Consider the following 16,104-nt stretch of genomic DNA (forward strand, 5'->3'; position numbering starts at 1 on the left):
CTGAAGGTAATAAGCTAGTATCAAAAACAACTAATGAAGAGGGTGTTGCTGAATTCATTGTAGAATGTGAAGAAGATTCAGAACTTGAAGTTGTAATGGATGGTTTTGACAGTAAAAAAGTAGAAGTAAAAGGTTCTAACGACGAAGAAAACAATGTTCAGATTTCATTAGATCCTATTGAGAAGTTAATTGTAGATGAAGCGATTAATTTAGAACCAATTTTCTTCGAATTTGATGAGTCAAACATTACAGCACAAGCGGCGTTTGAATTAGATAAATTAGTTCAGATAATGAACAAATATCCTGAAATGGTTATTAAAGCAACCTCACATACAGATAATAGAGGAACCGATACTTATAACAACGCACTTTCTGATCGTAGAGCTAAAACGACCGTTCAGTATGTCATTTCTAAAGGTATTGATGAAGCTCGTATTACTGGAGAAGGTAAAGGTGAAACGGAACCTAAAGTAGATTGTTCAGGCGGTTGTACTAAAGCACAACATGCAGAAAATAGACGCTCAGAGTTTATTATTGTTAGCCCAACAGCTGAATAACTTCTAAAACATAATATTTTGTAAAGCCTATTCTTTAAAACGAATAGGCTTTTCTTTTACCATGTTTTAAATGGCACTTTACTTAATTGCGAATTATAATATCTAACATCACCTGTCACCTCTTTGCCCAGCCAATGTGGTTTTTCAAAATTTTCAGATTCCGAGTTTAGCTCAATCTCAGCAATAATCAAACCTTCATTATCACCATAAAATTCATCTATTTCAAACGTGTGAATTCCAGATTTAACCTCATAGCGCATCTTATCAATAAACCCATTCTCGCATAAATTTAAAAGAGATTCTGCTTCGGCTACTGTAATTGCCTTTTCCCATTCAAAACGCGATAACCCATTTGCTGAAGATTTACCTTTAACTGTTATATAACCCGTTTCTTTTTTTAAGCGTACACGAACAGTTCGTTCTTTGTCACTATTTAAAAAGCCTTGTTTTATACTGTATTTGTTAAAGGCTTCTATTTTAAAAGCATCAGAATTCACTAAAAATTTTCGTTCTATTTCTACCATAATTGAATCCTGCGTATACACATCAATTTTATTTGTTATTATTCTTTAATTAGAGATAACTGACGTCGTAGGAATTCATAAATTTACAGTATGCCTAACGATTTTCCAATAAGAAAGATAATTCATGTAGATATGGATGCATTTTATGCCTCTGTAGCACAGATGGATTATCCAGAACTTAAAGGCAAACCTATTGCTGTTGGTGGTGGAGGAACACGAGGTGTTGTCAGTGCTGCAAGTTATGAAGCTCGTAAATTTGGAGTCAAAAGTGCCATGTCTGGACGATTAGCTATAAAATTATGTCCTGAGCTTATTTTTGTAAAAACCGATTTTGAACGTTATACTGAAATTTCTAAACGCATCCGAAAGATCTTTCTTGAATATACCGATTTAGTAGAACCATTATCCCTAGATGAAGCCTATTTAGACGTCACAGAAAACAAAATAGGATTTCCTAGTGCATCTTTAATCGCAGAAGCGATAAGACAACGTATTTTTAACGAAGTTGGCTTAACGGCTTCCGCAGGCATCTCAATTAATAAGTTCATCGCCAAAGTAGCAAGCGATTATAATAAACCAAACGGACAAAAAACTGTAAATCCTGAAGATGTCCTTCAATTTTTAGAAGATTTAGATATTCGAAAGTTTTATGGTGTAGGAAAAGTCACTACTGAAAAAATGTACCAAAAAGGTATTTTTACGGGCAAGGATTTAAAACTGAAATCACAACAGTATTTAACCGAACACTTCGGGAAATCTGGTCGCTATTATTACGACGTCGTAAGAGGCATACATACAAGCGAAGTCAAACCTAATCGTATTAGAAAGTCTTTAGCAGCAGAACGTACTTTTAATGAAAACCTTTCCTCTGAAATTTTTATGTTGGAAAAATTAGAGCATATAGCGGCAGAAGTCTCTAAACGACTATCTAAAAGTAAAGTCGCCGGAAAAACCATCACTTTAAAAATAAAATATAGCGATTTTACCTTACAGACACGCAGTAAAACCTTACCCTATTTTGTCAGAGAAAAAACCGTAATTTTAGAAATTGCAAAGGATTTACTTTATCAAAACTCTATGAAAAATTCTGTTCGGCTTTTGGGTATTTCTATGTCTAATTTAAATACGGAATCTTCTAAAACAACCCAGCCGACAAATCTGGAAAAGAAATCCGTAAGTATTCAGTTAAAATTTGGCTTTTAATCTTCTGATAATCTGCGAATTATCTTTAAAATCCATAGACTTCAGATTAAACCTTTACAAACTAAAAAATGCACTATCATTTAAAACAATACTGCATTTACTTTATCTTTATTATAGCTATTGTTTAGAAACTACAGCTTTCAATTTCAGATACTCTTAAGGTATTCACCATACCTTTATCTTGAATTGGCATTGCGGCTAAACTAATTAGCATATCTCCTACTTCTAAATACCCTTTTTTACAAGCCATGGCATTTACATCTTCAATCGTTTCGTCTGTACTTACAAACTTGTCATAATAAAATGCTGTAACTCCCCAAAGAAGGCTCAATTGTGTTAATATACGTTTGTTTGACGTAAAGACTAAAATATGAGCTGATGGTCTCCATGCCGAAATCTGAAATGCTGTATAACCACTATTGGTTAAAGTTGAAATCGCTCTTGCATTAATCTCGTTCGCCATATTAGCTGCGTGATAACAAATAGCCTTTGTAATATATCGCTTAGTGCGAATATGAGGTGGTGATTGCGGCACTTCTATAAGTGGCGAATCTTCTACACTACGAATAATATTAGACATTTGACGAATAACCTGTACAGGATATTGACCAACAGAAGTTTCACCAGATAACATTACTGCATCGGCACCATCCATAACGGAATTCGCTACATCGTTCACCTCCGCACGTGTTGGAGTTAAACTTGTAATCATAGTCTCCATCATTTGGGTAGCAATAATTACAGGAATTCTAGCGCGTTTAGCTCTAAGTACTAATTGCTTTTGAATTAATGGTACTTCTTCTGCAGGAATTTCTACGCCTAAATCACCACGAGCCACCATTAAACCATCACAATAGGCTACGATTTTATCGATATTCTCAACTGCTTCTGGCTTTTCAATTTTAGCTATAATTGGAATTTTATGCTCACTATGCTCACTGATTAAACGCTCTAATTGCATTAAATCTTCTGCATGACGCACAAATGATAATGCTATCCAATCTACCTTTTGCCCAACTGCGAAAATAGCATCTTCAATATCCTTTTCGGTTAAAGCAGGTTGTGAGATGTTCGTATTTGGAAGGTTAACTCCTTTTTTAGATTTTAAAGGACCTCCTTGTATAACCCGGGCTTTTACTTCAGAAACTTTATCTGTTGATACGACTTCAAAAATTAATTTTCCATCATCTAACAATATGCGTTCACCAGGTTGTGCATCTTGTGGAAACTTCTCATAGGTCATATACACCCTTTCTTTAGTTCCTTCGAAACGTTCACCAGTTGCAAATATAATTTCATCACCTGGATTTACAAACACTTCACCTTGCATGGTTCCGACACGTAATTTAGGACCTTGCAGATCCCCCAAAATTGAAGCGTTATAACCAAACTCTTCATTCAGCTCTCTAATCATTTTAATACGTTCTTCAACGTCTGTATAATCAGCATGAGAAAAATTAATTCTAAATACGTTACAGCCTTCATCTAGCATCGCTTTTAATACTTCTTTTGTACTAGTTGCTGGGCCTAAAGTTGCTACTATTTTTGTTTTTTTGTTTATTGACATCAATTTAAAATATTAAATGGTCTTTCGACTTTATTTTTAACGGATCTACCGTATAACTTGTTATAACTTTGGGAATAGCTTGTATCTTATTTAAGATCAGCTTTTCATCTACATTCTGTATTTCGTCTGAAATTTTAATGAAATAATCTACTTTTTTATATTCGGAAATTAAGTGGAATGTTTTAAGCACTTTTTCAGAATCACTAAATAATGTTCCTGTACTACTTAAACTTTCCTCTTCTTTTTGACACACGTTAGAAATTAAATTCCATAACACATATTCCGTTTCATTGTCCCATTCATAAATACTGTATGAGGATTCTAAATATTTAAAGTCTATATCTTTCTGCTTACGTTCTAACTTAAGCTCTAAATGCTTGTTGAGCAAATAGGCCAATCGATAATCTTCTAACCTACAATGAATCGCTATTAGTTTATAGGAATCATCGTAGAAATCATCTACTTGAAGTTTATGTAAAGCCATACAATTATAACTTTGAGCGGTAAATATAGTATATTAATCGCTTAAGTTTATTAAGAATATGCTAAGATTAGATTTTTAAATCTACGAAAACGTTATAGTTAAATTGATTTAATTTTGTTAAGAATTAATTTTACTGAACCTTAGTAATTTGATTTTGTAAAGCAAAAAAGGCACGTTTAGACGCTTTCTCTTCCGCTTTTTTCTTTGATGTTGCTCTAGCTTTAGAAACCACCTTGTTATTAATAGTAAGTTTTACAGAAAAGTGCTTTAACTCATCTTTACCTGTGTCTTCGTATACTTCGTAATCAAAAGTATTCTTTTCTTTTTGGCACCACTCTATCAATAAACTTTTATAACTAATAACTTTACCTTCTAAAGATTCAATATCTACATGTGGATTTATAACGCGCTTGTAAATGAATTTCTCACAATAACTATAACCCTTATCTAAATAAATAGCACCAACCAAGGCTTCAAAAAGATTACCGTGAATATTATTTCCAAAATTAGAGGTCGGAATTCTACTTTCAACAAAATCTATAAGCCTTAATTCTTCACCTAATTTATTAAGATGTTCTCTACTGACTACTTTAGATCGCATCTTGGTAAGATAGCCTTCATCTCCATGCGGTACTTTTTCATATAAATAACCTGCAATAACGGAACCAAGGATGGCATCGCCAACAAATTCTAAGCGTTCGTAATTTATAGCATTGCCTTTATCGTCCTTTAAATTCATAGAACGATGAGTAAACGCCGTGATATAGAGTGAATTAGACTTGGGTTTAAACCCAATAATCTCTTTAATTTTTAAAAAAAAATTCCCGTCTTGTTGAGAACGGGAATTTAATATGTTACGAATGAAGCTCATTCGGGATTTAATCTATTTTTTTAAATAATACACAAGCGTTGTGTCCGCCAAATCCAAATGTATTACTCATTGCGACTTTAATATCTCGTTTCTGAGCTTTATTGAGCGTTAAATTTAACTCTGGGTCTATGTTTTCGTCAACCGTTTCATGGTTGATTGTTGGCGGTACAATACCATTCTCCATTGCTAAAATAGAAGCAATAGCTTCAATAGCTCCGGCAGCACCCAACAAGTGTCCTGTCATAGATTTTGTAGAATTAATATTTATGTTTTTAGCGTGGCTGCCAAATACTTCTGATATAGCTTTTAACTCGGCAACATCACCCAATGGTGTTGATGTTCCATGTGTATTAATATGATCTACATCTTCAGGATTTAAACCAGCATTTTCTAAACAATTTTTCATTACCGCAACAACACCAATACCATCAGGATGTGGCGCTGTCATATGATAAGCATCTGAAGACAAACCTCCACCTAATACTTCTGCGTAGATTTTAGCTCCCCTTGCTTTCGCATGTTCGTATTCTTCTAAAACAATCGCTCCTGCTCCTTCACCTAATACAAAACCGTCTCGGTTAGCATCAAATGGTCTAGAAGCTGTCTGAGGATCATCGTTACGAGTACTCATAGCATGCATAGCATTAAATCCTCCCATACCAGCTATAGTAACTGCAGCCTCACTACCTCCTGTAATAATCACGTCACAAGTCCCTAAACGAATCGTGTTTAGAGCATCGATCATTGAATTTGCAGAAGACGCACAAGCAGATACCGTGGTATAATTAGGACCCATAAAACCATATTTTATAGATATGTTTCCCGGGGCTATATCAGCAATCATTTTTGGAATAAAGAAGGGGTTAAATCGAGGTGTTCCATCACCAGCAGCAAAGTTTAACACTTCATCTTGAAATGTCTCTAAACCACCAATACCGGCACCCCAAATGACTCCTACTCTCAATTTGTTTACAGCGTCTAAATCTAGTTTTGAGTCTACAATTGCTTCATCTGAAGCGACCATTGCATACTGCGAAAACTTATCCATTCGCTTTGCTAATTTCCTATCAATAAAGTCAGTAACTTCAAAGTTTTTTATTTCACAAGCGAACTTGGTCTTGAACTTTTCAGGATCAAAATGTGTTACTGGAGCGGCACCACTTTTACCACTAATAAGAGCTTCCCAATATTCATCTTTGGTATTTCCTATTGGTGTAATTGCACCTAAACCTGTTACTACGACTCGCTTTAATTCCATAAAAATTGAGTTATTATTTTGCTGCTTCTATATAAGAAACTGCTTGACCAACTGTTGCTATGTTCTCAGCTTGATCGTCTGGTATTTGAATATCGAATTCCTTTTCGAATTCCATGATTAATTCTACAGTATCTAATGAATCCGCTCCTAAATCGTTTGTGAAGCTTGCTTCAGTTACAACTTCGTTTTCATCAACACCTAATTTATCTACGATAATCGCTTTTACTCGTGATGCAATGTCTGACATAATTTTTTAATTTTAAGTTTTAATTAGATGGCAAAAATAAAAAACTTTATTTGAATAATCATCTTTACCGTTAAAATGTGTTTGTAATTTTAGTAAAAATAAAGATAAAGTATTTTGAAATTGCTCTAATTGTTAATTATTATTCTTTTTTTTGTTCGAATAATTGAAGACCTATATCTGTAAATGAAATGAGCTTAAACAAAGGTTGCAGTGCATTCTGTGATTTTAAATTAGTGCATTCCATCAAACAACAATTTAAAATATAAACGAATTGATGAAACGAATTGTAATTTTTGCGTCCGGAAGTGGCTCTAATGCTGAAAATTTAATCAAGTTTTTTCACAACAGCGATAAGGCGTCTGTTATTCAAGTACTCACTAACAATCCTCATGCCAAAGTTTTAGATCGCTGTAAAAAACTAAATGTCAGCGCCTTATCATTCAACCGAGTTGCATTCTCAAAAGCAGATGATGTCTTAAACATCTTAAAAGCATCGCAACCAGACCTTATTATATTAGCAGGTTTTCTTTGGAAATTTCCTGAATTCATATTAAAATCGTTTAATAATAAAGTCATTAATATTCATCCTGCACTGTTACCAAAGTATGGAGGAAAAGGAATGTACGGCATGAATGTGCACCAAGCTGTAGTTGAAAATAAAGAAACTGAAACTGGTATTACCATTCATTATGTCAATGAAAATTATGACGAAGGAGCCATCATTTTTCAGGCAAAGTGCTCCGTTTTATCTACGGATTCTGCCGAAGATGTTGCTAAAAAGATTCATTTGTTAGAGATGCAGCATTTTCCAGAGGTCGTTAACGAGTTATTAAAATAAGATTCCCGTATTCACAGGAACTAAACATGAGTAAAAAGAAAAAGAAATATTACACCGTTTGGAAAGGCCATAAGAAAGGCGTTTACAACACTTGGAATGCCTGTAAAGCTCAAATAAAAGATTTCCAAGGCGCACAATACAAATCATTTCCCACACGTGACGAAGCCGAAAAAGCTTTAAAAGGGAATTACTTTGACTACATTGGAAAAAACAAATCGTTTTCAAGCGGACTTTCCGATGCAGAACTCAAAAAAATTGGGCAACCCAATTATAATTCCATTGCGGTCGATGCCGCTTCAAGTGGAAACCCAGGTATCATGGAATACAGAGGTGTGGATACCAAAACAAAAAAACAACTTTTTCATCAAGGCCCTTTTGAACAAGGCACTAATAATATTGGTGAATTTTTAGCTTTAGTACATGGTTTAGCGTTTCTAAAACAACATAAGAGTAATCGCATTATGTACACCGATTCTAGAACAGCCATGAGTTGGGTCCGTAAAAAGACATGCAATTCAAAATTGGAACGGAATGCCAAAAACAAACCTGTTTATGATTTGGTTGATCGCGCTGTTGAATGGCTAAAGACCAATGACTATTCTACCACTATAGTAAAATGGGAGACTAAGGCTTGGGGAGAAATTCCAGCTGATTTTGGGCGAAAATAACGACGCACCATATATCCCATGAAACGTACTAAAACCCCTCTCATTACGATAGGGAGGTTATAGGATTACAATTTAAAATAAACACAAAGAGAAAATGGGCTAAGTATTAAATACAGATTTAATACTTAGCCCATTAAAATTTAAACGTTTCTTACTATTACTTAAGAATTACTTTTTTAGAAAGCTTTTGTTTTTCATTTGTTAATTTAACAATATAAATACCTGCACTTAATTGTGTTGCGTCAATTTCATTTGTTGTAGAACCTGTTTCTAAACGAGACCCCATAACCAAACGTCCTAAAGTATCATAAACATCAACCTGTGTTGTTTCCAATAACTGGCCTTCTACAAAAATCCTCTGATTAGCAGTATATAAATTTAGGCTATTAAGTTCATTATCAATTTGAGACAAGGTTGTATTACCAAATCTTAAATAAAATCGTCCGGTTCCAGATAACTCTGTATTTGCAACAAAGGTATAATTACTTTCATTTAATAAGGTAAATGTATTTACAAGATTATCTTCAAGATACACTTCAACATCATTTGATAGGGAAGTATCCTCTATACTAAAGGTTACCTGCTGTCCTTGTGATGCCTTAAGACCTAAAGGAATAACCACATCATTGACATCTATAGTTCCTAAACTTTGAATCGCCATGCTTGTTCCAACATTATCTTCAACCAAATGCGAATACAATGAAAAATTAAGATAAGCCTCTCCGTAAAGTTTGGCATCATAACCAGAATCTAAACCTTGAGTAGAATTTCCATTAAAGTATATCTCTGTAGCAAAGTTTCCATTAGCGTGTTCCGCTTTTAACCTTAACATCTGATTTGTATTTTCGTCTCTTCCTGGTATAAAATCATCTGAACCACTAAACACACGCATCGCCGTTGTAAAGCTAATCTCATTATCAGTAGCTCCAGAATCTGCAACTAAAAACCCTTGACCTGGTGCTATTTTCTTTGTCGTATTGACAAGATTATTTATGATTGTAAAGTTTCCAATAACTCCTTCACCAGATTCCAATCCATTATTATAAGCGTAAATTGCAGTAGCAGAAGGATCTAAATTAGCTCCGTTCTCTGTTAAAAACACTTGTGAGTCTAAATAAGTAGGATATGGGTTACCGACAGAGTTCCATTTGTTTCCTCCAGCTGTTGTAATACTAACCGTTTCTGTACTCTGAGAAATTGTACCTGTGAATCTTAAAGTTCCCCCTAAGTTAGTGGCAGCTCTATAACCAACAGCACGCTCTAACACATCTCCATTACCTGAAGTAGCTGAAGCATAGTTAGTATAAGATTGATTGACATTATTATAAGGACCAAACGCATACAAAGTGCCATTCGTTGGAATTGACTGTGAATTAGTAGTTACATTATAATCCGCACTGTAGTTTAAAAAGTCTCCGAAAGTAGCAACTGCAGTTTTAACTGGTAATGCTATTAAATCATTTCCGGTGTTAGAACCATCACTAACAATATTAACATACCTATCATAATTAACAACAGTTGCTGAAGAAATACCTCCAGTTTCATCCAAAACGGTCGCAAAGCGATCTGAAGTCGATTTAAGATTAAATTCACCAGCATCTAATGAGGTGCCAGATTTTATTATCATAGCAGTCCCAGCAGTTACAGTCATAGTATTAGATAGGTCCTGAGCATCAATATTTAAACAAATAATTAATAGTAAAACAAGAAAACGATATTTCATTTTTATCAGTATTTAATAAGGTAACACGCAATAAACACTAATAATTTTTAATTTTCAAGAAAATAAACATAAAATTCATAAACTAATCGGAATCAGATTAATTTATAGTTATGTTATAAGACTCAGTAAAGTTATTATTAAAAAATTAACAAATTAAATACACTCCAACAATAAAACATAAGCCACAAGACCCAAATACCTCACAATAAATGCATTATCGTATATTATAGATAACGTATTCTCTTAAAGCATTATCTAAAATTGCCTATTCAGAATATTTAAATTAGATATTTAATAAATTTTAATGTTAATTTGTCTTTATATTAAAGTTAATTAAAATAAACTATGAAGTCCATTTTAAATTTATTAGGTGTATTATTAATATGCACCACTGCAAGTTTTGCCCAAGTAGGTATAGGAACAGAAAACCCAGATTCATCTAGTATTTTAGATCTAGAAAGCACAGACAAAGGCTTATTATTACCTAGACTTACAACTGGAGAACGTGATCTTATATCATCCCCAGCAGATGGTCTTACTATTTACAATACCACTACAGAGAGTTTAGAAGTTTATACAGGCAGCATTTGGAAACGCTTAACTGCTGAAGAAGAAACAGCACCTTCTTTAACTATGTACACGGGTTCAGCCGGAACTATGAGTTCAACTAACGGAAATTTTTATAATTTACCAGTAGGATCTGCAGAAATCCAAGCAAATAATACAGACTATTTTAACGTAGTTGGTGATGGTGAAATAGAAATTCTTAAAGCAGGAAGCTACTTGATCAATGCAAGCTGGTCTACCTCTAATTTGAGATCGGGAAGCACAAAATATATTCTTGCTGTATTTGTAGATAATGTGCGTGTTGCCTATCTGTCTAGAGGTGTTGCTGCGCTTAATAGCAGCGATCATTTTGGTGTTACTGGTACATTTCAATATCTTTTCAACGCTGGTGATAATGTTGAAATTAAATATTATGTAAACAATGTAGATAATGGCTCATCTTCTTTAACTGGTACCCAATGTCATATTGGTATGGTTAAATTATAAAGAACCGCATTAAGCCATAATAAATAGCCTCTATTTTTGCTATTAAAATATAAAGAAGCCACAATTATTAAATTGTGGCTTCTTTATATCAAATACTTAACTTTATAATACCAATATTACACTTAATCCACTTACCTCAACAAGAATTAACGACCTAATTAGTATTGTAAAATTTCATGTTTCACAAGGAATATATTTTACGTAAATTTGCACCTTAATTCAAACTACTTTTATGAGTAAATTAGTAATTGTTGGCACTGTAGCCTTTGACGCTATTGAAACACCTTTTGGTAAAACCGATAAAATTCTTGGTGGAGCAGCAACATATATAGGTTTATCAGCCTCAAATTTTAATGTGGATTCAGCAGCTGTTTCTGTTGTTGGTGGAGATTTTCCGCAAGAATATTTAGAGCTTCTAAAAAATAGAAATGTAGATATTGAAGGGGTTGAAATCGTAAAAGATGGTAAAACGTTCTTTTGGAGTGGAAAATATCATAACGATATGAACTCTCGTGATACGTTAGTAACTGAGCTAAATGTATTAGAACATTTTAATCCAATTGTACCAGAAAACTATAAAGATGCAGATGTTGTTATGTTAGGGAACTTACACCCAGCAGTACAACAAGGTGTATTAAACCAAATGACTAAAAAACCAAAGTTAGCCATTTTAGACACCATGAATTTTTGGATGGACATTGCCTTAGACGATTTACTTTCTGTAATTAAAAACGTAGATGTTATTACTATTAACGACGAAGAAGCCAGACAATTATCTGGTGAATACTCTTTGGTGGTTGCCGCAAGAAAGATTCACGAAATGGGTCCAAAATATGTAGTCATTAAAAAGGGTGAACACGGAGCGTTATTGTTTCACAATGGAAATGTGTTCTATGCTCCTGCGCTTCCATTAGAAGAAGTATTTGATCCAACTGGTGCAGGTGACACCTTTGCTGGTGGATTTGCTGGGTATTTGGCAAAAACAGGCGACTTTTCTTTTGAAAACATGAAAACAGCCGTTATCTACGGCTCAACATTAGCCTCGTTTTGTGTGGAGAAATTTGGAACAGAGCGCATGCAAAACCTAACAGATAAAGAAATTTACAAACGCTTAGACCAATTTAAGAGTCTAACCCAATTTGATATCGAATTAACATAAACTAACGCGCTCAAAATTGAGCGCGTTTTTTATTTCATCATTATAAAATAAAAAGGGAAAAATTAATCATGAGTGATGCTTTAAAACACGAGTGTGGAATTGCACTTATTAGACTTTTAAAACCATTAGAATACTATAAAGAAAAGTACGGTAGTGCTTTTTACGGTGTTAACAAAATGTATCTAATGATGGAAAAACAGCACAACCGTGGACAAGACGGAGCTGGTTTTGCAAGTATTAAATTAGACGTTAAACCAGGAGAACGGTATATAAGTCGTGTGCGATCTATAGCACAACAACCGATACAAGATATTTTTGCTCAAATTAATGAACGCATTAATGATGAGCTCACCAGAAATCCTGAGTATCAAAACAATGTAGAGTTACAAAAAAGTAAAATCCCATACATTGGCGAAGTCTTATTAGGCCATGTTCGTTATGGTACTTACGGAAAAAATAGTGTAGAAAGTGTTCATCCGTTTTTAAGACAAAACAATTGGATGCACCGTAACCTTATTGTTGCTGGTAACTTTAACATGACAAATGTTAACGAACTTTTTGACAATCTTATTGAAATTGGTCAGCATCCAAAAGAAAAAGCCGACACCATTACTGTAATGGAAAAAATAGGCCATTTCTTAGATGATGCCGTTTCTAAAATTTATAAAGATTTAAAGAAAGAAGGTTACAATAAAAATGAATGTTCTCCATTGATTGCAGAACGTTTAAAAGTGAGTAAAATATTAAAGCGTGCCGCTAAAAATTGGGATGGTGGTTATGCTATGGCTGGCTTATTAGGACACGGAGATTCTTTTGTATTAAGAGACCCTTCAGGTATACGACCAACTTACTATTATAAGGATGATGAAATTGTTGTAGTAGCATCTGAGCGCCCAGTAATTCAAACCGTTTTTAATGTCCCTTTTGAAGACGTAAAAGAGCTAGAACCCGGACATGCTATTATCACCAAAAAATCTGGTGAAACTAAAATTAAAAAAATATTAGAACCCTTAGAACGAAAAGCATGTTCTTTCGAGCGCGTCTATTTCTCACGTGGAAGTGATGCCGAAATTTACCAAGAGCGCAAAATGCTAGGCCGTTTATTAATGCCTAAAGTTTTAGAAGCCATTAACAATGACACTAAAAATAGTGTGTTTTCTTATATTCCAAATACAGCAGAAACGTCGTTTTACGGCATGATTGAAACCGTAGAGGATCATCTTAACGAAAAGAAAACGGAATCTATTTTAAATGGCGGAGGAAAACTATCTGCAGAAACGGTAACGGAAATTTTATCGGAGCGTCCAAGAATAGAAAAAATAGCCATTAAGGATGTAAAATTAAGAACGTTTATTACTGAAGACAGCAGTAGAGATGATTTAGTAGCTCACGTTTACGATGTGACTTATGGCGTTATAAAACCAACAGACAACTTAGTTATCATTGATGATAGTATTGTAAGAGGTACAACGCTTAAAAAGAGTATTATTAAAATGATGGATAGATTAAACCCCAAGAAAATTATTGTGGTTTCTTCTGCCCCTCAAATACGCTATATCGATTGCTATGGTATAGATATGGCAAATCTTGAAACTTTAATTGCGTTTAAAGCTGCTTTAGCATTATTAAAAGATAATAATCAATATCATATTGTTGAAGAGGTATATCATAAATGTATTAAGCAAGTTAATATTAAGGATAAAAATGTGGTCAATTATGTAAAGGAAATCTATGCTAATTTCACAGATGAACAAATTTCCGATAAAATTTCAGAATTATTAGGAGGTGAAGATATCAAAGCTGAAGTTAAAATTATTTTTCAACCTGTTGAAAACCTGCACAAAGCCTGTCCTAAAAACTTAGGAGATTGGTATTTTACAGGAGATTACCCTACACCTGGAGGAAATAGAGTTGTAAATAGAGCTTTTATTAATTTTTATGAAGGCAACAATAGACGTGCGTATTAAAACAGCCGTTTAAAGTTCTTTTAATCCGATTAAATAAGTATTTTGTCGGATTAATATGTATTTCGTCCGATTATTAATTGGTTTTAACAAATTAAATATACATTGGTCTCACCATAACATAAGTAGGTTAAGTTCATGGTAGATTTGGGGCAAAAAAAGGTGAACTTCGTTCACCTTTTTTTATGCATTATTGTTAAAGTATTACTTTAAGTCTTGTTATTTAACTTAAAACTCATTTTTTTACTCCTACAACCACATAAGCATTACAGTTTCCACGCTTAGACTAATATATAGGTCGTTTATCCAAAAAATGCATTACTTACAATATTGTCCTCTTATATTTGACTCACCATAACATAAGTAGGTTAAGTTTATGGTAGATTTGGGGCAAAAAGGATGAACGACTGTTCATCCTTTTTCATTTTCCGTTATTAAGTAATTAGCTTCTTTTCTATTACACTTTATAAAAACAAAAAAAACAGACTAACCGAAGTTAGCCTGCTTTTCTTTTCTAAAAGTTATTTTCTATTTCGTTTTTTCTTCTCTCTTCGAACCTTCCAAGGTGCATTTTTCTGCCAATCTCCAGCCATAATACAACCATAAGGCATTACTTCGTCTATGACTATTCCTAAACCAAATTCATCCATTTGCTGCCTTACAGCTTTGGCGTCTTTATAAGCCGATGGCAACTCAGTAATATCAATTTCCTTTGAAAAAAACCGAATATCTAAACCACGTGTTTCTTCTTTAAAGATTTGCATCGTAGAACCTGTTTTGCTTTTTCTATGTTGGGTTCTACTTATGTTTCTACCTGCGCCATGTGGTGCAAACCCTAAATTGGTGTTTGTGGTATTCCCATCAACAATCAAAACAGGTTCGGACATATTTAACGGAATCAATCTTGGTCCTGTAATGTCTGGCATAAACTTAGCATCTAATGGTGTTGCACCTTTAGCGTGGTAAAATAAATCACCATCCTTAAATACAAAGTTATGCTCGTTCCAGTAACGGTTTTCAATCACTATTTCTAAAGCTTCAGCTACTGAATTATGCAATACTTCATGATTGGTTTTTGTCCAATCTCTTATAATCTGCAAAGCATTCCAGTACGCTTGTCCTTCTTCGGTTTTAAACGGAATCCATGCATTTTGTTTCTTGGTATCTGGCGATAATTCTTGTCTAAAACGTTCAGCGATTTTCATACCTTTAGTATATAAACGTGCTCCAGGACCTCTAGATCCGTGATGTGTGACCAACATGGTGTTTCCTGTTTTTTTAGATTTACCAACAAACAAGAAATGGTTACCATCACCTTGTGTTCCTAAATGTGACCTTGCAATTGAAATCATGTTACCATCATTCAAAAAATAGTTTGACTCAAAAGCGTCCAATAATTTCTTCGGAAATCTGAATTGCGAATCTCTATCACGTCCACCAGGACCAAAATGGGTATTGGCATGAGCCACATCTAAGATGTCTTTAGGGTCTGCTTTACCAAAATCAGTTAACATCACCGAACAACAAATATCTGCACTATGCATGCCAGGATGGATGGCGTTTTTTGCAACCGCAACACCTCCAACTGGGATTGTTCCATCTGGACCAGCAGGACATGCGTCTGGCATAATGGCTCCATCAACTAACGTTGGTGTTTTCATTAAGGTTTGCATTGAGTTAATCACCTTATCTACATTGTCTTTTTCTTCTTCGTTTTCTGCTTTAATATTGATAGAAAAGTCAATTGGTGTGTTGTGTAACGCTATTGGATCTGGTGATTTAAATTGCGCTAAGTACGTGTTTAAGGCTTCGTCTTTTAATTCATTCTTGTTGATATGAGTTAAGGCGTCTTTCATCCATTTGCCTTGTCTAAAACCTAAGGCTTTTAAATCGTGACCTGTTACTTTTGTTTTCATGTTTTCTAATTTCTTAATTACATTACAAATATTATAGTGTATTGCGTAATGTTTTTGCGTAGTGAATTTTAT

The 16,104-nt window shown here is 34.0% G+C and carries 15 protein-coding genes; 7 read left to right on the plus strand and 8 right to left on the minus strand.

From position 1 onward, the window contains the following. A partial coding sequence (locus tag KO515_RS00015; protein ID WP_215934330.1) for an OmpA family protein occupies positions 1–557 on the plus strand: 557 nt, incomplete at its 5' end. Between the two features lie 56 nt (positions 558–613). On the opposite strand, the gene KO515_RS00020 is transcribed toward KO515_RS00015, so the two are convergent. Further along, positions 614–1,081: a CYTH domain-containing protein gene (locus KO515_RS00020; RefSeq protein WP_215934331.1), complete on the minus strand. Its 468-nt coding sequence runs from the start codon at positions 1,079–1,081 to the stop codon at positions 614–616. A 90-nt stretch (positions 1,082–1,171) separates the two neighbouring features. Between KO515_RS00020 and dinB the strand changes: the two genes are divergently transcribed. Next, the gene (dinB, locus tag KO515_RS00025; protein ID WP_215934332.1) at positions 1,172–2,284 is read left to right on the plus strand and encodes a DNA polymerase IV; all 1,113 of its coding nucleotides are present in this window, start codon (positions 1,172–1,174) and stop codon (positions 2,282–2,284) included. A gap of 124 nt (positions 2,285–2,408) precedes the next feature. On the opposite strand, the gene pyk is transcribed toward dinB, so the two are convergent. From pyk to KO515_RS00050, 5 genes are all read right to left on the minus strand, one after another. Continuing rightward, positions 2,409–3,851, minus strand: a complete 1,443-nt coding sequence (pyk, locus tag KO515_RS00030) for a pyruvate kinase (RefSeq protein ID WP_215934333.1) — start codon at positions 3,849–3,851, stop codon at positions 2,409–2,411. A 4-nt stretch (positions 3,852–3,855) separates the two neighbouring features. Then, positions 3,856–4,335 carry an IPExxxVDY family protein gene (locus KO515_RS00035; protein ID WP_215934334.1) on the minus strand — a complete coding sequence of 160 codons (480 nt, stop codon included), beginning with the start codon at positions 4,333–4,335 and terminating at the stop codon, positions 3,856–3,858. A gap of 130 nt (positions 4,336–4,465) precedes the next feature. Then, positions 4,466–5,206 carry a ribonuclease III gene (gene rnc / locus KO515_RS00040; RefSeq protein WP_215934335.1) on the minus strand — a complete coding sequence of 247 codons (741 nt, stop codon included), beginning with the start codon at positions 5,204–5,206 and terminating at the stop codon, positions 4,466–4,468. 7 nt (positions 5,207–5,213) lie between these two features. Then, positions 5,214–6,464, minus strand: a complete 1,251-nt coding sequence (gene fabF, locus KO515_RS00045) for a beta-ketoacyl-ACP synthase II (RefSeq protein WP_215934336.1) — start codon at positions 6,462–6,464, stop codon at positions 5,214–5,216. Positions 6,465–6,477: 13 nt separating this feature from the next. After that, a complete protein-coding gene (locus KO515_RS00050) occupies positions 6,478–6,711 on the minus strand; it encodes an acyl carrier protein (RefSeq protein ID WP_013869581.1) in 234 nt (77 codons plus the stop codon). 274 nt (positions 6,712–6,985) lie between these two features. On the opposite strand from KO515_RS00050, the gene KO515_RS00055 reads away from it, so the two are divergent. Together KO515_RS00055 and KO515_RS00060 are read left to right on the plus strand one after the other, a co-directional pair. Further along, a complete protein-coding gene (locus tag KO515_RS00055; protein ID WP_215934337.1) occupies positions 6,986–7,549 on the plus strand; it encodes a phosphoribosylglycinamide formyltransferase in 564 nt (187 codons plus the stop codon). Positions 7,550–7,575: 26 nt separating this feature from the next. Continuing rightward, a complete protein-coding gene (locus KO515_RS00060) occupies positions 7,576–8,217 on the plus strand; it encodes a ribonuclease H1 domain-containing protein (RefSeq protein ID WP_215934338.1) in 642 nt (213 codons plus the stop codon). Between the two features lie 157 nt (positions 8,218–8,374). Here KO515_RS00060 and KO515_RS00065 read toward each other — a convergent pair whose 3' ends face one another. Beyond that, positions 8,375–9,940, minus strand: a complete 1,566-nt coding sequence (locus KO515_RS00065; protein WP_215934339.1) for a T9SS type A sorting domain-containing protein — start codon at positions 9,938–9,940, stop codon at positions 8,375–8,377. 345 nt (positions 9,941–10,285) lie between these two features. Between KO515_RS00065 and KO515_RS00070 the strand changes: the two genes are divergently transcribed. The 3 genes from KO515_RS00070 to KO515_RS00080 all read left to right on the plus strand — a co-directional run bounded on the left by KO515_RS00070 (position 10,286) and on the right by KO515_RS00080 (position 14,119). Beyond that, positions 10,286–10,993: a hypothetical protein gene (locus KO515_RS00070; RefSeq protein ID WP_215934340.1), complete on the plus strand. Its 708-nt coding sequence runs from the start codon at positions 10,286–10,288 to the stop codon at positions 10,991–10,993. Positions 10,994–11,225: 232 nt separating this feature from the next. After that, positions 11,226–12,152 carry a PfkB family carbohydrate kinase gene (locus KO515_RS00075; protein WP_215934341.1) on the plus strand — a complete coding sequence of 309 codons (927 nt, stop codon included), beginning with the start codon at positions 11,226–11,228 and terminating at the stop codon, positions 12,150–12,152. Positions 12,153–12,220: 68 nt separating this feature from the next. Further along, positions 12,221–14,119, plus strand: coding sequence for an amidophosphoribosyltransferase (locus KO515_RS00080; protein ID WP_215934342.1), 1,899 nt, complete (start codon positions 12,221–12,223; stop codon positions 14,117–14,119). A 518-nt stretch (positions 14,120–14,637) separates the two neighbouring features. Here the strand turns inward: KO515_RS00080 and KO515_RS00085 are convergent. After that, positions 14,638–16,032, minus strand: coding sequence for an RtcB family protein (locus KO515_RS00085; RefSeq protein WP_215934343.1), 1,395 nt, complete (start codon positions 16,030–16,032; stop codon positions 14,638–14,640). Positions 16,033–16,104 lie beyond the last annotated feature (72 nt).

The organism is Winogradskyella psychrotolerans, from assembly GCF_018860545.1.
GTDB classification, from domain to species: domain Bacteria; phylum Bacteroidota; class Bacteroidia; order Flavobacteriales; family Flavobacteriaceae; genus Winogradskyella; species Winogradskyella psychrotolerans_A.